The sequence below is a fragment of the Nocardia goodfellowii genome (assembly GCF_017875645.1).
Lineage (GTDB): Bacteria > Actinomycetota > Actinomycetes > Mycobacteriales > Mycobacteriaceae > Nocardia > Nocardia goodfellowii.
The window spans coordinates 3,935,558-3,953,175 of record NZ_JAGGMR010000001.1; the positions used below are offsets into that span (position 1 = coordinate 3,935,558).

The 17,618-nt window shown below is 68.4% G+C and carries 15 protein-coding genes; 13 read left to right on the forward strand and 2 right to left on the reverse strand.

Features of this window, described 5'->3' with window-relative positions; translation table 11 throughout:
• The first annotated feature begins 90 nt into the window (after positions 1–90).
• The 7 genes from pyrR (at position 91) to pyrF (ending at position 9,178) form a co-directional block, all read left to right on the forward strand.
• A complete protein-coding gene (pyrR, locus tag BJ987_RS17960; protein ID WP_245366023.1) occupies positions 91–723 on the forward strand; it encodes a bifunctional pyr operon transcriptional regulator/uracil phosphoribosyltransferase PyrR in 633 nt (210 codons plus the stop codon).
• A gap of 64 nt (positions 724–787) precedes the next feature.
• A complete protein-coding gene (locus BJ987_RS17965) occupies positions 788–1,744 on the forward strand; it encodes an aspartate carbamoyltransferase catalytic subunit (protein ID WP_209891232.1) in 957 nt (318 codons plus the stop codon).
• Positions 1,745–1,761: 17 nt separating this feature from the next.
• Entirely contained in the window at positions 1,762–3,126 is a 1,365-nt protein-coding gene (locus tag BJ987_RS17970) for a dihydroorotase (protein WP_245367185.1), read from the forward strand.
• Positions 3,127–3,621, forward strand: coding sequence for a PH-like domain-containing protein (locus BJ987_RS17975; RefSeq protein ID WP_209891235.1), 495 nt, complete (start codon positions 3,127–3,129; stop codon positions 3,619–3,621).
• Entirely contained in the window at positions 3,618–4,760 is a 1,143-nt protein-coding gene (gene carA / locus BJ987_RS17980) for a glutamine-hydrolyzing carbamoyl-phosphate synthase small subunit (protein ID WP_209891238.1), read from the forward strand. Before BJ987_RS17975 ends, carA begins: the two co-directional genes overlap by 4 nt.
• Positions 4,760–8,152 (forward strand): carbamoyl-phosphate synthase large subunit, encoded by a 3,393-nt coding sequence (gene carB, locus BJ987_RS17985; RefSeq protein ID WP_209891241.1) that lies wholly within the window; start codon positions 4,760–4,762, stop codon positions 8,150–8,152. The genes carA and carB overlap by 1 nt, the downstream gene beginning before the upstream one ends.
• A gap of 201 nt (positions 8,153–8,353) precedes the next feature.
• Entirely contained in the window at positions 8,354–9,178 is an 825-nt protein-coding gene (gene pyrF / locus BJ987_RS17990) for an orotidine-5'-phosphate decarboxylase (RefSeq protein ID WP_209891244.1), read from the forward strand.
• A gap of 75 nt (positions 9,179–9,253) precedes the next feature.
• Here the strand turns inward: pyrF and BJ987_RS17995 are convergent, their stop codons facing one another.
• On the reverse strand, positions 9,254–9,595 hold the full coding sequence (locus BJ987_RS17995) for a hypothetical protein (protein ID WP_209891247.1): 342 nt from the start codon (positions 9,593–9,595) through the stop codon (positions 9,254–9,256).
• A 440-nt stretch (positions 9,596–10,035) separates the two neighbouring features.
• Here BJ987_RS17995 and mihF point away from each other — a divergent pair, with 440 nt between their 5' ends.
• The 6 genes from mihF (at position 10,036) to BJ987_RS37330 (ending at position 16,654) form a co-directional block, all read left to right on the forward strand.
• Positions 10,036–10,359 (forward strand): integration host factor, actinobacterial type, encoded by a 324-nt coding sequence (gene mihF / locus BJ987_RS18000; protein WP_209891251.1) that lies wholly within the window; start codon positions 10,036–10,038, stop codon positions 10,357–10,359.
• An 8-nt stretch (positions 10,360–10,367) separates the two neighbouring features.
• Entirely contained in the window at positions 10,368–10,949 is a 582-nt protein-coding gene (gmk, locus tag BJ987_RS18005; RefSeq protein ID WP_209891254.1) for a guanylate kinase, read from the forward strand.
• Between the two features lie 71 nt (positions 10,950–11,020).
• Complete coding sequence (gene rpoZ / locus BJ987_RS18010) at positions 11,021–11,296, forward strand: DNA-directed RNA polymerase subunit omega (protein ID WP_194813991.1); 276 nt, start codon at positions 11,021–11,023, stop codon at positions 11,294–11,296.
• A 45-nt stretch (positions 11,297–11,341) separates the two neighbouring features.
• Positions 11,342–12,619, forward strand: coding sequence for a bifunctional phosphopantothenoylcysteine decarboxylase/phosphopantothenate--cysteine ligase CoaBC (gene coaBC, locus BJ987_RS18015; RefSeq protein ID WP_372446874.1), 1,278 nt, complete (start codon positions 11,342–11,344; stop codon positions 12,617–12,619).
• 278 nt (positions 12,620–12,897) lie between these two features.
• Positions 12,898–14,112, forward strand: a complete 1,215-nt coding sequence (gene metK, locus BJ987_RS18020; protein WP_209891260.1) for a methionine adenosyltransferase — start codon at positions 12,898–12,900, stop codon at positions 14,110–14,112.
• A 22-nt stretch (positions 14,113–14,134) separates the two neighbouring features.
• The gene (locus BJ987_RS37330) at positions 14,135–16,654 is read left to right on the forward strand and encodes a primosomal protein N' family DNA-binding protein (protein WP_307869900.1); all 2,520 of its coding nucleotides are present in this window, start codon (positions 14,135–14,137) and stop codon (positions 16,652–16,654) included.
• 135 nt (positions 16,655–16,789) lie between these two features.
• Here BJ987_RS37330 and BJ987_RS18030 read toward each other — a convergent pair whose 3' ends face one another.
• Positions 16,790–17,596, reverse strand: a complete 807-nt coding sequence (locus tag BJ987_RS18030) for a GNAT family N-acetyltransferase (RefSeq protein WP_209891263.1) — start codon at positions 17,594–17,596, stop codon at positions 16,790–16,792.
• Positions 17,597–17,618 lie beyond the last annotated feature (22 nt).

Sequence of the window (17,618 nt, forward strand, 5' to 3'; positions counted from 1 at the left end):
TGGTTAAGGCCCAGATTGGGGCGCTGTTAGGCTGCTAGCCGTAAGACATCCTTTAACGGACCGTTCAGTGAGGCGGGGAAGGAGGTCGGCATGGCTGTCCCTGGAGATCGGGCCGCCAAGTCCGGCGAGCAATCGCAACGGCATACCCCCGAGTGGGTGGCGACGGGGCGCGAGCTACTGTCGCCGTCTGACGTGAGTCGGACCATCGCGCGTATCGCGCATCAGATCATCGAAAAGACCGCCCTGGATTCCGACGATCCCGGCGCCCCGCGTGTGGTGCTGATCGGCATTCCCACGCGCGGCACCACCCTGGCGGCGCGGCTGACCGAGAAGATCGAGGAATTCTCCGGTGTCCGCCCGGCGCTCGGTTCGCTCGACATCACCCTCTACCGCGACGATCTGCGGACCCGCCCGCATCGCCCGCTGGAGCGCACCTCGGTACCCGAGGGCGGCATCGAGGACGCGCTGGTCGTGCTCGTCGACGACGTGCTGTTCTCCGGCCGCACCGTGCGTTCGGCCCTGGACGGCCTGCGCGACCTGGGCCGCCCCCGCTCGGTCCAGCTGGCGGTGCTGATCGACCGCGGCCACCGCGAACTCCCGATCCGCGCCGATTTCGTGGGCAAGAACGTGCCCACCTCCCGCTCGGAAGACATTTCGGTCCTGCTCACCGAACACGACGGCCGCGACGGCGTCTACCTGCGTCAGGAGGCTGAGGCCCAGTGAGGGAGCGTAGCGACGCAGTGCAGCCGTGGCGCACGCCGGAACTGAGCGTCAGCGAGGTGGAGGCGTGAGGCATCTTCTGAGCGTTACCGCTTTGGATCGTGCCGCCGCGGTCGCACTCCTGGACGAAGCCGAACGCTTCGAGCAGGCGCTGCTGGGCCGCGAAGTGCACAAGCTGCCCACGTTGCGCGGCCGCACCGTGATGACGGTGTTCTACGAGAACTCCACGCGCACCCGCGTGTCCTTCGAGGTGGCCGGTAAGTGGATGAGCGCGGACGTGATCAACGTCAGCGCCAGTTCGTCCTCGGTCTCCAAGGGTGAATCGCTGCGCGACACCGCGTTGACCTTGCACGCGGCGGGCGCGGACGCGCTGATCGTCCGGCATCCGGCTTCGGGTGCGGCCCATCAGATCGCCCGCTGGATGGACGCCTGGGCGGCGCAGGAAAACCGCCAGGGTCCCGCGATCATCAACGCCGGTGACGGTATGCACGAGCACCCGACCCAGGCGCTGCTGGACGCGCTCACCCTGCGTCAGCGGCTCGGTGACCTGGAGGGCAAGCGGGTCGTGATCGTCGGCGACATCCTGCACAGCCGGGTCGCCCGCTCGAATGTCTTCCTGCTCGGCACGCTCGGCGCCGAGGTGACCCTGGTCGCGCCGCGCACACTGCTGCCGATCGGCGTCGAATCCTGGCCCTGCCGTGTCGCGAACTCGCTCGACGCGGAACTGCCGGGCGCCGACGCGGTGATGATGCTGCGCGTCCAGCAGGAGCGGATGAACGGCGGGTTCTTCCCGTCGCCGCGCGAGTACTCGGTCAACTACGGCCTCAGCGAACGCCGGATGGCGATGCTCGACGAGCACACCGTGGTCCTGCACCCGGGTCCGATGCTGCGCGGCATGGAAATCGCCCCCGCCGTTGCGGATTCGGCGCGGGCGGCGATTCTGCAACAGGTCACCAACGGTGTGCACATGCGCATGGCGGTGCTGTTCCGCCTGCTGGTCGGCACCCAGGAGGCAGTCGCATGACTCAGAAAGGCGGCCCGATGGAACTGCTGCTCAGGGGCGTTCGGCCCTACGGCGAGGGTGACCCGGTCGACGTGCTGGTTCGCGACGGCGTGATCGCCGAGATCGGCACCGGCCTCACCACCGACGCCGAGGTCATCGACGCCCAGGGCCAGATCCTGCTGCCCGGTTTCGTCGACCTGCACACGCATCTGCGCGAACCCGGTCGCGAGGACACCGAGACGATCGAAACCGGTTCCGCCGCAGCGGCTCTCGGTGGCTACACCGCGGTGTTCGCGATGGCCAACACCAGCCCGGTCGCCGACTCGCACGTCGTCACCGATCATGTGTGGCGGCGCGGTCAGGAAGTCGGGCTGGTCGACGTCTATCCGGTCGGCGCGGTCACGGTCGGTTTGCGGGGCAAGCAACTCGCGGAAATGGGCACCATGGCCGCGGGTGTCGGTCAGGTCCGGATGTTCTCCGACGACGGCCACTGCGTCTACGACCCGCTGATCATGCGCCGCGCCCTGGAATACGCGACCTCCCTGGGCGTACTCATCGCTCAGCACGCGGAGGAGCCACGCCTCACCGAGGGCGCGGTGGCGCACGAGGGCCCGACCGCCGCCAGACTCGGCCTGGCCGGGTGGCCGCGCGCCGCGGAGGAGTCCATCGTGGCCCGCGACGCCCTGCTCGCCCGCGACGCGAACGCGCGCGTGCACATCTGCCACGCCTCCACCGCGGGCACCGTGGAGCTGGTGAAATGGGCCAAGTCCCAGGGTATTTCGATCACCGCCGAGGTCACGCCGCACCATCTGCTGCTCGACGATTCGCGCCTGGAAACCTACGACGCGGTCAACAAGGTCAACCCGCCACTGCGCGAGGCCTCCGATGCCGCCGCCCTGCGCCAGGCCCTGGCCGACGGTGTCATCGACTGTGTCGCCACCGACCACGCCCCGCATGCCGAACAGGACAAGTGCTGCGAGTTCTCCGCGGCCCGCCCCGGCATGCTGGGCCTGGAGACGGCGCTGTCGATCATCGTGTCGACCATGGTCGAGCCCGGCCTGCTGGACTGGCGCGGTGTCGCGCGGGTGATGAGCGAGCAGCCCGCGGCGATCGTCGGTCTGGACGAGCACGGCCGTCCGATCGAGGTGGGCGAGCCCGCCAACCTCACCCTGATCGACCCGGACGCGAGCTGGACGGTGCGGGCGAAGGAACTCGCCAGCATCTCCAACAACACGCCGTTCGAGGACATGACCTTCCCGGCGAAGGTGACGGCGACGCTGTTGCGCGGCCGGGTCACCGCACGTGATGGCAAGCCCGCGACGCGAGTTCAGGGCCCGGATGCGGTAGCGCGGCGCGACCACGCGGGGTCCGACGCGCGTCGCCGATCAGACGGAGTGGGCTAGATGGAGAGAACGCTGTGGGTCATCGGCTGCCTGGCGCTGTTCGCGCTGGCGCTGTGGCTGATGTACCGGAGCTGGCGGAAGCGGGCCGCCCGCCAAGCCGAACGCATCGGTGAACTGCCGCGGGTCCCCGCCGACCTCGGCGCGCAGGTGCTGGAACCGACCACCGGCCTCTACCTGGGCAGTACCTTCGCGCCCAGCTGGCAGGACCGGATCGCGGTCGGCGACCTGGGTTTCCGCGCCACCGCGGAACTGACCCGGTTCGACAAGGGAATCCTGCTCGAACGCGGCGGCGCCACGGCGCTCTGGATTCCGCAGGAGTCCATCACCGCGGTGCGGACCGAGCGCGGTCACGCGGGCAAGGTAATGACGGAAGATGGTGTGCTGGTAATTCGCTGGAAGCTGCCGACCGGAACCGAGATCGATACCGGTTTCCGAGGAGACGACAAGACGGTGTACCCGGCGTGGGCCAGGAAATCGACGGGAGACGACGAGTGACGAAGACAGAATCTGCCGCTCTCGTGCTGGAGGACGGTCGCGTGTTCCGCGGCACGGCCTACGGCGCGCTGGGCGAAACCCTGGGCGAGGCGGTGTTCTGCACCGCGATGACCGGCTACCAGGAGACCTTGACCGACCCCAGTTACCACCGCCAGATCGTGGTGGCCACGGCCCCGCAGATCGGCAACACCGGCTGGAACGGCGAGGACGACGAGTCCGGCAAGATCTGGGTCGCCGGTTATGTCGTGCGTGACCCGGCCCGCCGGGCCTCCAACTGGCGCGCGACCACCACGCTGCCCGAGGAAATGCGGCGTCAGAACGTGGTCGGCATCGCGGGCGTCGACACCCGCGCCCTGGTCCGCCACCTGCGCAGCCGCGGGTCGATGAAGGCGGGCATCTTCTCCGGCCCCGCCCTGGCCGACGCCGACCAGCTGATCTCGCGCGTCACCGGCCAGCCCTCGATGCTCGGCGCGGACCTGGCCGAGGAGGTCAGCACCGACGAGATCTACACCATCGAGGCCGGCGGGGCGGTGGGCGGGAAAGGCACTGCCGATCACCGCTTCACCGTCGTGGCGGTCGACCTGGGCATCAAGACCAACACCCCGCGCATGTTCGCCGAGCGCGGCATGCGGGTGCATGTGGTCCCGTCCAACACCACCCTGGATCAGATCAAGGAACTGCGCCCGGACGGCGTCTTCCTGTCCAACGGTCCGGGCGACCCGGCCACTCAGGACGGCGCGGTCGCGCTCACCCAGGGCGTTCTCTCCGAGGGCCTGCCGCTGTTCGGCATCTGCTTCGGCAACCAGATCCTGGGCCGGGCGCTGGGCCGTGACACCTACAAGATGAAGTTCGGCCACCGCGGCATCAACATCCCGGTCGTCGAGCACCGCACCGGCCGCATCTCGATCACCGCGCAGAACCACGGCTTCGCCCTGGAAGGCGAGCGGGGCGAGCAGTTCGACACCCCGTTCGGCAAGGCCGAGATCAGCCATGTCTGCGCCAACGACGGCACCGTCGAGGGCGTGCAGCTGGTAGCGGGCCGCGCGTTCTCCGTGCAGTACCACCCGGAGGCCGCCGCCGGCCCCCACGACGCCGCTTATCTCTTCGACCGTTTCGCCGGTCTCATGGAAGGAGCCTGATGCCCCGCCGCGAGGATCTGAAGCACATCCTGGTGATCGGCTCGGGCCCGATCGTCATCGGCCAGGCCTGCGAGTTCGACTACTCCGGGACCCAGGCGTGCCGCGTGCTCAAGGCCGAGGGCCTGCGCGTGTCGCTGGTCAACTCGAACCCGGCGACCATCATGACCGATCCCGAGTTCGCCGACTCGACCTATGTCGAGCCGATCACCTGGGAGTTCGTCGAGAAGGTCATCGCCAAGGAGCGCCCGGACGCGATCCTGGCCACCCTGGGCGGGCAGACCGCGCTCAATTGCGCGGTCGCACTGCACGAGCACGGTGTGCTGGAGAAGTACAACGTCGAGCTGATCGGCGCCGACTTCGAAGCCATCCAGCGGGGTGAGGATCGGCAGAAGTTCAAGGACATCGTCGCCAAGGTCGGCGGCGAATCCGCGCGCTCCAAGGTCTGCTTCACCATGGACGAGGTCCGCGAAACCGTCGCCGACCTCGGCTTCCCGGTGGTCGTGCGCCCCTCGTTCACCATGGGTGGGCTCGGTTCGGGCATGGCCTACAACCACGAGGATCTCGATCGCATCGCCGGCGGCGGCTTGGCCGCCTCGCCCACCGCGAACGTGCTGATCGAGGAATCCATCCTGGGCTGGAAGGAATTCGAGCTCGAGCTCATGCGCGACCGCAACGACAACGTGGTCATCGTCTGCTCGATCGAGAACGTCGACCCGATGGGCGTGCACACCGGCGACTCGGTCACCGTCGCCCCTGCCATGACCCTCACCGACCGTGAATACCAAAAGATGCGCGATCTGGGCATCGCCATCCTGCGCGAGGTCGGCGTCGACACCGGCGGCTGCAACATCCAGTTCGCGGTGGACCCGGCCGACGGCCGCCTGATCGTCATCGAGATGAACCCGCGCGTCTCGCGCTCGTCCGCCCTGGCTTCCAAGGCGACGGGTTTCCCGATCGCCAAGATCGCCGCGAAGCTGGCCATCGGCTACACCCTGGACGAGATCGTCAACGACATCACCAAGGAAACCCCGGCCTGCTTCGAGCCCACGCTCGACTATGTGGTCGTGAAGGCGCCGCGGTTCGCGTTCGAGAAGTTTCCGGGCGCCGACGCGACGCTGACCACCACCATGAAGTCGGTCGGCGAGGCGATGTCGCTGGGCCGCAACTTCACCGAGGCGCTCGGCAAGGTGCTGCGCTCGCTGGAGACCAAGGCCACGGGCTTCTGGACCCAGGACGACGCGCAGTGGGCTCCGGTCGCTGGGGGGACGGCAGGAGGCGTAGCCGACGGGGCGGGTGAGCACGGCGATGTCCGCGCGGCGATCGAGAAGATCCTCGACGACCTGCGCACCCCCACCGAAGGCCGGATCTACCAGGTCGAACGGGCCCTGCGCTACGGCGCGAGCATCGAGGAGGTCGCCAAGGCCTCCGGTATCGACCCGTGGTTCGTCGCCGAGGTCGCGGGCTTGGTGGAGTTGCGCCAGGAGATCCTCGACGCCCCTGTGCTGGACGAGGAACTGCTGCGCCGCGCCAAGCACTACGGCCTGTCCGATCGTCAATTGGCCGCGCTGCGACCGGAATTGGCGGGGGAGACCGGTGTGCGCGCGCTACGCCACCGCCTCGGTGTGCGTCCGGTGTACAAGACCGTCGACACCTGTGCCGCCGAGTTCGAGGCCAAGACCCCGTACCACTACTCGGCCTATGAGCTCGACCCCGCCGCGGAATCCGAGGTGGCGCCGCAGCGGGAGCGGGACAAGGTGCTGATCCTGGGTTCCGGCCCGAACCGGATCGGGCAGGGCATCGAGTTCGACTACTCCTGTGTGCACGCGGCGCTGACGCTGTCGGACGCCGGGTACGAGACCGTGATGGTCAACTGCAACCCGGAGACCGTCTCCACCGACTACGACACCGCGGACCGTCTCTACTTCGAGCCGCTGACCTTCGAGGACGTGCTCGAGGTCTACCACGCGGAATGCGAATCGGGCACGGTCGCGGGCGTGATCGTCCAGCTCGGCGGCCAGACCCCGCTCGGGCTCGCGCAGCAACTGACCGACGCCGGCGTCCCCGTGGTCGGTACCAGCGCCGCCGCCATCGACCTGGCCGAGGACCGCGGCGAGTTCGGCGACGTGCTGGTGGCCGCGGGCCTGCCCGCCCCGAAGTACGGCACGGCCACCACTTTCCCGCAGGCCAAGAAGATCGCCAACGAGATCGGCTACCCGGTGCTGGTGCGCCCGTCCTACGTCCTGGGCGGCCGCGGCATGGAGATCGTCTACGACGAGAAGTCGCTGGAGGGCTATATCTCCCGTGCGACCGAGATCAGCCCGGATCGCCCGGTGCTGATCGACCGGTTCCTGGAAGACGCCATCGAGATCGATGTCGACGCGCTGTGCGACGGCGACGAGGTCTACCTCGGCGGCGTGATGGAGCACATCGAGGAGGCCGGTATCCACTCCGGTGACTCGGCCTGCGCATTGCCCCCGATCACCCTGGGCCGCAGCGATATCGAGGCCGTCCGCCGCTCCACGGTGGCGCTGGCCAAGGGCATCGGCGTCAAGGGCCTACTGAACGTGCAGTACGCGCTCAAGGACGACGTGCTCTACGTGCTCGAGGCGAATCCCCGTGCCAGCCGGACGGTTCCGTTCGTCTCCAAGGCCACCGCGGTCCCGCTGGCCAAGGCGGCGGCCCGAATCACCATGGGCGCCACCATCGCCGAGCTGCGCAAAGAAGGCATGCTGCCGCCCGAGGGCGACGGCGGGCACGTCCCGTTCGACGCGCCGGTCGCGGTCAAGGAAGCGGTGCTGCCCTTCCACCGCTTCAAGCGTGCCGACGGCAGCGGCGTCGATTCGCTGCTCTCCCCGGAGATGAAGTCCACCGGTGAGGTCATGGGCATCGACGCCGACTTCGGCACCGCCTTCGCCAAATCGCAGGCCGCGGCCTACGGTTCGCTGCCCACCGAGGGCACGATGTTCGTCTCCATCGCCAACCGGGACAAGCGCGCCATGGTGTTCCCGGTGAAGCGCCTGCACGACCTGGGTTTCCGCATCCTCGCCACCGAGGGCACCGCGGAGATGCTGCGCCGCAACGGCATTCCGTGCGAGCAGGTGCGCAAGCACTCGGACCCGGAGATCGCGGCGGACGCGGAAGGCGGCACTCAGCCGACCATCGTGGAGATGATCCGCGACGGTGCGATCGACATGGTGTTCAACACCCCGTACGGCAACTCCGGTCCCCGCGTGGACGGTTACGAGATCCGCACCGCCGCGGTGGGCGCGAACATCCCGTGCATCACCACGGTGCAGGGTGCGGCCGCGGCCGTGCAGGGCATCGAGGCCGGCATCAACGGCGGTATCGGTGTGCGTTCCCTGCAAGAACTGCACTCCAAGCTGCGGGGCTGAAATGTTGGCAGCGCCTGCGGCGCTGCGTGTTCGCGGCCATTGATGTCTCGCTTCCGAGCGGTCGAGACTCGCGCCTTCGGCGCGTGCGCTTCGACCGCTCGGAAGCGAGACGGCCGCGAACGGTCGGTCGTAAGGCTCCCTCCGTGGGGCACGGTTGCGCGTGAAGTGATGTGCTGGTAATCGGTCTGATTCAGGAGAACCATGGCTACCTTTGGATACCGCTTGCAACAGGCGATGCGGCAGTTCGGCCCGGTCTGCGTCGGTATCGATCCGCATCCGCCGCTGTTGCGGTCCTGGGGTCTGACCGATGATGTGGACGGGCTCGCGAAGTTCACCGAGCTGTGCGTGGACGCCTTCATCGGCACCGTCGCGCTGGTCAAACCGCAGGTGGCGTTCTTCGAGGCCTATGGTTCCGCCGGCGTCGCCGTGCTCGAACACGCCATCGCGGATCTGCGCGACGCGGGCACCCTGGTGCTGGCCGACGCCAAACGCGGCGATATCGGCTCCACCATGGACGCCTACGCTCGCGCGTGGCTCGGCAACGGCCCGCTCGGCGCGGACTCACTGACTGTGTCGCCGTATCTCGGATTCGGTTCGCTGGCACCGGCGCTGGAGCTGGCCGAGCACAACGGTCGCGGCTTGTTCGTGCTGGCCGCGACCTCCAATCCCGAAGGGGCGCAAGTGCAGGGGGCGCGGGGTGCGGATGGCCGCAGCATCGCCCAGACCATTGTCGACGAGTGCGCGCAGCGCAACGCGGGCCGGGACATGGGTTCGGTCGGGGTCGTCGTCGGCGCGACGCTCACCGAGGCGCCGGATCTGTCCGCGCTGAACGGACCGATTCTCATGCCCGGCGTCGGCGCGCAGGGCGGTGGCGCGGAGTCGATTCGGGCGCTCGTGCCCGAATCGGTGCTGCCGCTGGTGGTGCCGAATGTATCCCGGGAAGTCCTGCGCGACGGTCCCACCGTCGCGTCGCTGCGCGCCAAAGTGAGTGCGCTGCAAGAGGATTTCGCTTTCCTGCGCGGGTAACCCGCGCGCAGTGCCCCCGTACCGGCCTCTGACGGCGTCCAGAACGAGTTCTGGACGCCGTCAGAGGTTTGTGACCTAGAGCCGGAAGATTCGCCCGCCGGAGCCCCACCCGGCGCTGGACCAGTTCGGGCCGAAACAGCCGACGGTCCCGGCCTGGCCGACCGGCAGATCCTGGCGCACCGTGTAGGGGCCGAGCGCCGGCGGGTTGAGGCTGTAGCCGAAGCAGTCGACCTCCAGCCGGTACATGCCTTCGCCGCCCTTGCAGACGCCGTTGTAGGCGAAGCCCGCGTTCATCGAGCCTTCGCATCCGTCGGGCCCTGGCGCGGCACTTGCCGTGCCGGGCGCGAGGCCGGTCAGTGCGGCCGCCATGAGCGGAGCCGCGAGGTACAGGGGGAGGGTTCGTGCCGTGATACGCAATGGAATTCCGATCGTTGGATGAACCGATGACTTGTGATGTGGACCGTATCGAGAAGCCCGGACGTTACATCGGCCCCGTGGACAAGTGTTCGATCCGACACGCGGGTGAAAGCGGCGACACGCGGAAAAATTCGAGAAACTTCCTGGTCGCGCGCGTGACGGTTTGCTACGCGGCCGAAACCGGGCGTCGCAACTATCCCGCTAACCCGGCTTGTCCATGAAAACCCGCTGGTACCAATGCTTTTCGGCGTTCTGCCAGCAAGATCGCCAGCGTGACCGGGGCGTCCTTCGCATCCACGCGCGCACACCCTTACGACATCGGCGAATCATGCGCTGACCTGGGGGGTGGGTTCGCAATCGCGGGCGGACGTGGGTACGGTCGCTGAGACTGCCGGGTTACTGGCAGGAGTTGATGCAATAAACGATGAGACGGAGGAACCGTGGCCCTTCCCCAGCTGACTGACGAGCAGCGCGCCGCTGCTTTGGAGAAGGCGGCTGCCGCTCGCCGCGCTCGGGCGGAGCTCAAGGAGCGCTTGAAGCGCGGCGGCACCGACCTGAAGAGCGTCCTCAAGGATGCCGAGACCGATGAGATTCTCGGCAAGATGAAGGTGTCGGCTCTGCTCGAGGCCCTGCCGAAGGTGGGCAAGGTCAAGGCTGCCGAAATCATGAGCGAGCTGGAGATCGCCCCCACGCGGCGTCTGCGCGGGCTGGGCGACCGGCAGCGCAAGGCGCTGCTGCAGCGATTCGACTTCGACGCCTCCTGATTACCAGGGTGATCGAACACACGCGGAAGGGTCGACTGGTTGTACTGGTCGGCCCCTCGGCCGTGGGTAAGTCCACGGTCGTGCGGTGCGTGCGGGAACGTCTGCCGCAACTGGTCTTCAGTGTGTCCGCGACTACCCGGGCCCCCCGGCCCGGGGAGGTCGACGGCCGCGACTACCGGTTCGTGTCCCGAGCCGAGTTCGACGCCATGATCGAGGCGGGCGAATTGCTCGAATGGGCGGACATCCATGGCGGGTTGCAGCGTTCGGGCACCCCGGCGGCCCCGGTACGGGAGGCCATGACAGCGGGATTGCCCGTACTCGTGGAGGTCGACCTGGAAGGCGCGCGCTCGGTGCGCAAGGCGATCCCCGAGGCGACACTGGTGTTCCTCGCCCCGCCGAGCTGGGATGAACTGGTCTCCCGGCTCGTGTCGCGCGGCACCGAGACACCGGAGGTCATCGAGCGCAGGCTCAGCACGGCGCGGATCGAGATGGCCGCCTGTGACGAGTTCGACATAGTCATCGTGAACGACGAGGTGACCAGCGCCTGCGAGCAGTTGGTATCCTTGTTCGTTAGCACAAATTCGAGATAGGCTCCGCCCTTTCGCGTGACCGCTCGAAGAACCCGCCGATTTCCATCGACTACCTCCCAGGAGCCTCCCTAGTGAGCGACACCAAAGTTGTGCCCGCGTACGACACTCCGATCGGCCTGACCAACCCGCCGATCGACGAGCTGCTCGAGCGCACGTCGTCCAAGTACGCCCTGGTCATCTACGCGGCCAAGCGCGCGCGTCAGATCAACGACTACTACAACCAGCTCGGTGACGGCATCCTCGAATACGTCGGCCCGCTCGTCGAGCCGGGTCTGCAGGAGAAGCCGCTCTCGGTCGCCATGCGCGAGATCCACTCCGATCTGCTCGAGCACTCCGAAGGCGAATAGCCTCCCAGAAGATCGTGTCCGTTGATCAGGCAGCCGGAGGGGCCATTGTCTACAGCATCGCGTAGCGATTCGGTGAGAGGCGGTGGCCAGGAAACGGGTGGGCCACGCATCGTCGTCGGAGTCGGCGGCGGAATCGCCGCGTACAAGGCGTGCGCGCTGGTCCGGCGGTTCACCGAGACCGGCCATCAGGTCCGGGTGATCCCCACCGCCTCGGCGCTGGAATTCGTCGGCAAGGCGACCTTCGAGGCGTTGTCCGGGAACCCGGTGCACACCGATGTCTTCAGCGATGTGCCCGAGGTTCCGCACGTGCGGCTCGGCCAGGAGGCGGATCTCGTGGTGATCGCCCCGGCCACCGCCGACCTGATGGCTCGTGCCGCGCAGGGCCGCGCCGACGACCTGCTCACCGCCACCCTGCTCACGGCGCGCTGCCCGATCCTGTTCGCGCCCGCGATGCACACCGAGATGTGGGAGCATCCCGCGACCCAGGAGAACGTCGCCACCTTGCGCAAGCACGGCGCGATCGTCATGGAGCCCGCGCACGGGCGGCTCACCGGCGCCGACACCGGCGCCGGGCGGCTACCCGAGCCCGAGGAGATCTTCGCGCTGGCCTCGCTGCTGCAGGAACGCGCCGACGCCATTCCGCGTGATCTCGAAGGCCGTCGCGTGGTGATCACCGCGGGCGGTACCCGGGAACCGCTGGATCCGGTGCGTTTTCTCGGCAATCGCAGCTCCGGCAAGCAGGGATACGCGCTCGCGCGCGTGGCCGCCCAGCGCGGCGCGCAGGTGACGCTGATCGCGGGCAACACGATCGAGATGGCGGCGCCCGCGGCCGTCGAACTGGTGCACGTGACCACCGCCGAACAGCTCAAGACCGCCGTCGACAAGCACGCCGTCGGCGCGGACGCGGTGATCATGGCGGCGGCGGTGGCCGATTTCCGGCCGACCAGCGTGGCCGCGGCCAAGATCAAGAAGGGCGCCGGCGAGCCCGACGTCATCGAGCTCACCAAGACCGAGGACATCCTGGCCGGTCTGGTGCAGGCACGCCGCGACGGCCGGCTGACCGATACCGCGATCGTCGGATTCGCCGCCGAGACCGGCGACGAACACGGCGACGTGCTCACCCACGCGCGAGCCAAGCTGGCGCGCAAGGGCTGCGACCTGCTCGTGGTCAACGCCGTCGGCGAGGGCAAGGCGTTCGAGGTGGACACCAACGACGGCTGGCTACTCGGGGCCGACGGTACGGAACAGGCTCTCGACCATGGTTCCAAGGCGCTGCTGGCGAGCCGGGTGCTGGACGCCCTCGGCCCGCTGCTACGGAAGTAGGCGCGGATGTTGTCGAGATACCAGCGATGTCGATGTTGCCCCTGCGAACGTCGTTGACTCGCTGAGCAATTAACGATCTGTGGCCGAGCCCGGCGCGATCGATACGAACGCGGCAAATGCTGCGCCGGAGACGACGGTTCACCGAATAGTCTCCTGACAGCGGTCCGACCTGGATCGCCGTGTCGATGGTTTGGAATAGTCTGAGAAGGATTGCGGTGTGCGAGCATCGCTGAATCGCCGTGATCCGAATACGACCCGTTGAGGGAGAGGGAACAACTGTGCGCACGACTGGCAGCCGCCTATTCACCAGTGAGTCCGTGACCGAAGGTCATCCGGACAAGATCTGTGACGCCATCAGCGATTCCATCCTCGACGCGTTGCTCGCCGAGGATCCCCGCAGTCGCGTCGCGGTGGAAACCCTGGTGACCACCGGACAGGTTCACGTCGCGGGCGAGGTCACCACCTCCGCCTACGCCGACATCCCGCACATCGTGCGCGAGAAGATCCTGGAGATCGGATACGACTCCTCCGCAAAGGGTTTCGACGGGAACTCCTGCGGCGTCAATATCGCCATCGGCGCGCAGTCGCCGGATATCGCCCAGGGCGTGGACACCTCGCACGAGGCGCGCGTCGGCGGCTCCGATGACGAGATCGAGAAGCAGGGCGCGGGCGATCAAGGCCTGATGTTCGGCTACGCCACCACCGACACCCCCGAATTGATGCCGCTGCCGATCGCGCTCGCGCACCGGCTGTCCCGGCGCCTGACCGAGGTGCGCAAGTCGGGCGTGCTGCCGTACTTGCGTCCGGACGGCAAGACCCAGGTCACCATCGAATACGACGGCGACAAGCCGGTCCGCCTGGACACCGTCGTCGTGTCGACCCAGCACGCCGCCGATATCGACCTGGACAATCTGCTCGCGCCCGATATCCGGGAAAAGGTGCTGGAGTCCGTGCTGGCCGACCTGGAACTGCCGAATCCGCTGGACACCGCCGAGGTACGCCTGCTGGTCAACCCGACCGGCAAGTTCGTCCTCGGTGGCCCGATGGGTGACGCGGGCCTGACCGGCCGCAAGATCATCGTCGACACCTACGGCGGCATGGCCCGCCACGGCGGCGGCGCGTTCTCCGGTAAGGACCCGTCGAAGGTGGACCGCTCGGCCGCCTACGCCATGCGCTGGGTCGCCAAGAACGTCGTCGCGGCCGGGTTGTCCGAGCGCGTCGAGGTGCAGGTCGCCTACGCCATCGGCAAGGCGGCTCCGGTCGGTTTGTTCGTCGAGACCTTCGGCACCGAGAAGATCGACCCGAGCAAGATCTCGGCCGCCATCGCCGAGGTTTTCGATCTGCGCCCGGGCGCGATCATCCGCGATCTGGATCTGCTGCGCCCGATCTACGCACCCACCGCGGCCTACGGTCACTTCGGCCGTACCGACGTGGATCTGCCGTGGGAGCGGACCGATCGCGCGGAGAAGCTGCGCGCCGCCGCCGGACTCTAAAAACACAGGCCGCGTGGACGAGATCGCGGATACGACAACGACAACAGCGGGACCCCCGATCGCTCGGGTGCTCCCGCTGTTGTCGCCTGCCCATCTGGATCGAGACTTCGATTACCTGGTGCCGCCGGAGTTCGACGAGATCGCGCAACCGGGAGTGCGGGTGCGGCTGCGGTTCGCGGGCCGCCTCGTGGACGGCTATCTGCTGGAGCGTCTCGAGAAGTCCGAGCACACAGGCAAACTCGTCAAACTCGAACGGGTGGTCTCGCCCGAGCGCGTCCTCACCCCGGAGATCCTGCGCCTCGCGGTCGCTGTAGCGGCCCGATACGCGGGTACCCGCGCCGACGTTCTGCGCCTTGCCATCCCACCGCGGCACGCGGGCGCGGAGACCGGCAAGAAGCCGAAGGCCGGGAAGAAGGCCGCTGCGGCAGCGCCCGTGAATCTGGATGCGGACGATGCCGGAGATGCTGCCGAGCCCACGGAATCGCGCGGTGCGGCAGCGGATTTCGGCGGGGCTGAAGCACATTCCGGTCTGCCTGCGCGCAGTACTTGGGCGGCAAAACCGGAATCCGCGGGCAGGCCGGAGAGTAGTGCGTCGGGGGTCGGGCAAGAACCTGCGGGCAGGCCGGAGAATGCGTCGGGGGTCGGGCAGGAACCTGCGGGCAGGCCGGACAGTGCGTCGGGGGTCCGGCAAGAACCCGTGGGCAGGCCGGACAGTGTGTCGGGGGTCCGGCAAGAACCCGTGGGCAGGCCGGACAGTGTGTCGGGGGTCCGGCAAGAACCCGTGGGCAGGCCGGAGAGTGCGTCGGGGGTCCGACACGAACCTGCGGGCAGACCGGACAGTGCGCTCGAGGCCCGGCATGAACCCGCGAGCATGTCAGAGACAGGGCCTGAGCGCGTAGCGGCACAGCCTTCGGGTGATCCAGAGCAGCCGACACTCGCGGCAATAGATCCCGCTGCCTGGAGCCGGTACGCGCATGGCGAGGCGTTCGTTTCGGCGCTGAGCCGGGGCAAGGGGGTGCGGGCCGCGTGGCAGGCGTTGCCGGGGGAGGATTGGGCGGCGCGACTGGCCGAGCTGGCGGCGACGGTGGTGGCGACCGGACGCACTGCGCTGCTGTTGGTGCCGGATCAGCGGGATCTGGATCGGTTGCTCGCCGAATGTGTTCGCCTGGTGGGGGATTCGGCGGTAGGCCTGTCCGCGGGATTGGGGCCCTCGGCGCGGTATCGGCGGTGGCTGTCGGTGCTGCGGGGGACCGCGCGGATCGTGGTGGGCACCCGGGCCGCTGTCTTCGCACCGGCGCGGGACCTCGGGCTGATCGCGATATGGGATGACGGCGACGACACCTACGCCGAGCCGCGCGCGCCGTATCCGCATGCGCGGGAAGTGGCGATGCTGCGGGCACACGAGAGCGGAGTGGCGTTCGTGGCCGCCGGTTTCGCCCGGACCGCGGAGATCCAGGCGGTGGTGGACTCCGGCTGGGCCCATGACCTGGTCGCCGATCGCGACGTGTTGCGGGCGGCCACGCCCCGGATCAGCGCGCCCGGTGACAGTGACTGGGCGCTGGAGCGCGATCCGATCGCCAACGCGATCCGCATCCCGGGTATCGCGTTCGCGGCGGCCCGAGCCGCCTTGAAGGAAGGCGCGGCGGTCCTGGTGCAGGTACCGCGCCGCGGCTATGTCCCCGCCCTGTCGTGTGCCAAATGCCGCACGCCCGCCCGCTGCCGGCACTGCAATGGGCCGTTGGCGTTACCGCAGGGACCGCGCGCCGACGAAGCGCACAGTCCGAGCTGTCGCTGGTGCGGCATCGTCGAAGCCGCCTACCGATGCCCGGCCTGTGCTTCGCGGGCCTTGCGCGCGGTGGTGATCGGCGCGGTGCGCACCGCGGAAGAACTCGGCCGGGCATTCCCCGGGGTGCCGATCCGCGGTTCCGGCGGCGGCACCGTCCTCGATACGCTCGAGCCCGGACCCCAAGTCGTGGTGGCCACCGTCGGGGCCGAACCGCTGATCCGCGGCGGCTATGCGGTGGCGTTGCTGCTCGATGGCTGGGCGCTGCTCGGCCGCGCGGATCTGCGCGCCGCCGAGGACGCGCTGCGCCGCTGGATGGCCGCCGCCGCCCTGGTTCGCGCCCGGGGTCAGGTGATCGTGATGGCCGAACCCGCCGTCCCGACGGTGCAGGCGCTGATCCGCTGGGATCCGATCGGGCACGCCCGGCTCGAGGTCGAGGGCCGCACCGAGGTCGGGTTCCCGCCCGCCGTGCGGCTGGCCGCCGTCGACGGCACCACCGAATCGATCGCCGAATTGCTCTCCAACGCAGAGCTTCCCGATGATGTGCAGGTCCTCGGCCCGGTCCCGCTGCCGCCCGGCGCGCGCAAACCCTTCTCCAGCGGCGACGATCCCGCCGAAGTCGAGCGCATGCTCTTGCGCGTGCACCGTCGCTCGGGCGCCGCTCTCGCGAAAGCGCTCACCACCGCGCAGGCCGTGCGCAGTACCCATCGTTCCGAAGCACCGTTGCGCGTGCAGATCGATCCCATCGATATCGGCTGAGGGTTTGCTGCCGTCCGGCGCGAGCCGGTCAGCTGGCCATGCGCCGGAAAACCCGCGTACCGTTGGTGTTTCGAACACGTCGTGGACGCGATCGGGGGCGATGCGACATGGCTGATTCCGGGCGGCTGCCGGTACTCACAGGGGATAAGTGTGGCCCGCGGTGAGTGGGCCGCAGACGAGTCGATAGACCGCCCGCCCGTCACCGGTCCGCCGGCAGGAAACCGCCCGATACCCGCCGGCCATCAGGTCGCGCACGATCGCGCACAGGTCGTGATGCAGTGCGGGGGTGGCGGAGCGGTATTCCCAGTCCTCCGGGATGGCGAGCAGCATCGAGTCGAAGTCGACGATGTGGTCGGGGACCGGGGCGCCGAGCACGAGTCCGGTCGGGGGTTGGGGCCAGTGCCGAGCGGGTGCGTCCAGATCCCAGCGGGCGACGATGCGGTGGGTCGGGAAGCCGCGGTCGCGTCCGGTGTCCTCGACGCCATACATGTTGTCGATGAATTCGTAACCGCAGGCCCCGATGACATCGAGGTAGAAGTGCGCGTTGGCGGCGCGCAGCGGATCGTAGGCCCAGTAGATTCGTTGCAGCCCACGGCGTATCGCGATAGCACGCACCTGGTGCATGAGGGTGCGCCCGATGCCGGAGTTCTGGCAATCCGGCCGCACCACAAGCAATTCCATGTAGTGGTAGGCCCGTTGCGCGTCGAGGTGCCCGATCGGGGCGCGGCCCGGAAAACCGTAGCTGAAGCCGACCAATTCCCCGTCCAGGTAGGCTCCGACAGCAATTCCGCCGTTACGGACCAGCGACACGAGCAGGCGCGGACTGGGCGCGGGATCGGCGGTACAGAGCCGAAAGACCTGGCGGTAAAGGGCAATTGGATCGCGCATGGTGTCGGCGCTGGTCAGTTCGCTGACCAGTACCTGCCGGACTACCGTGGTCACCCCCTCACCGTACCCACCTTGC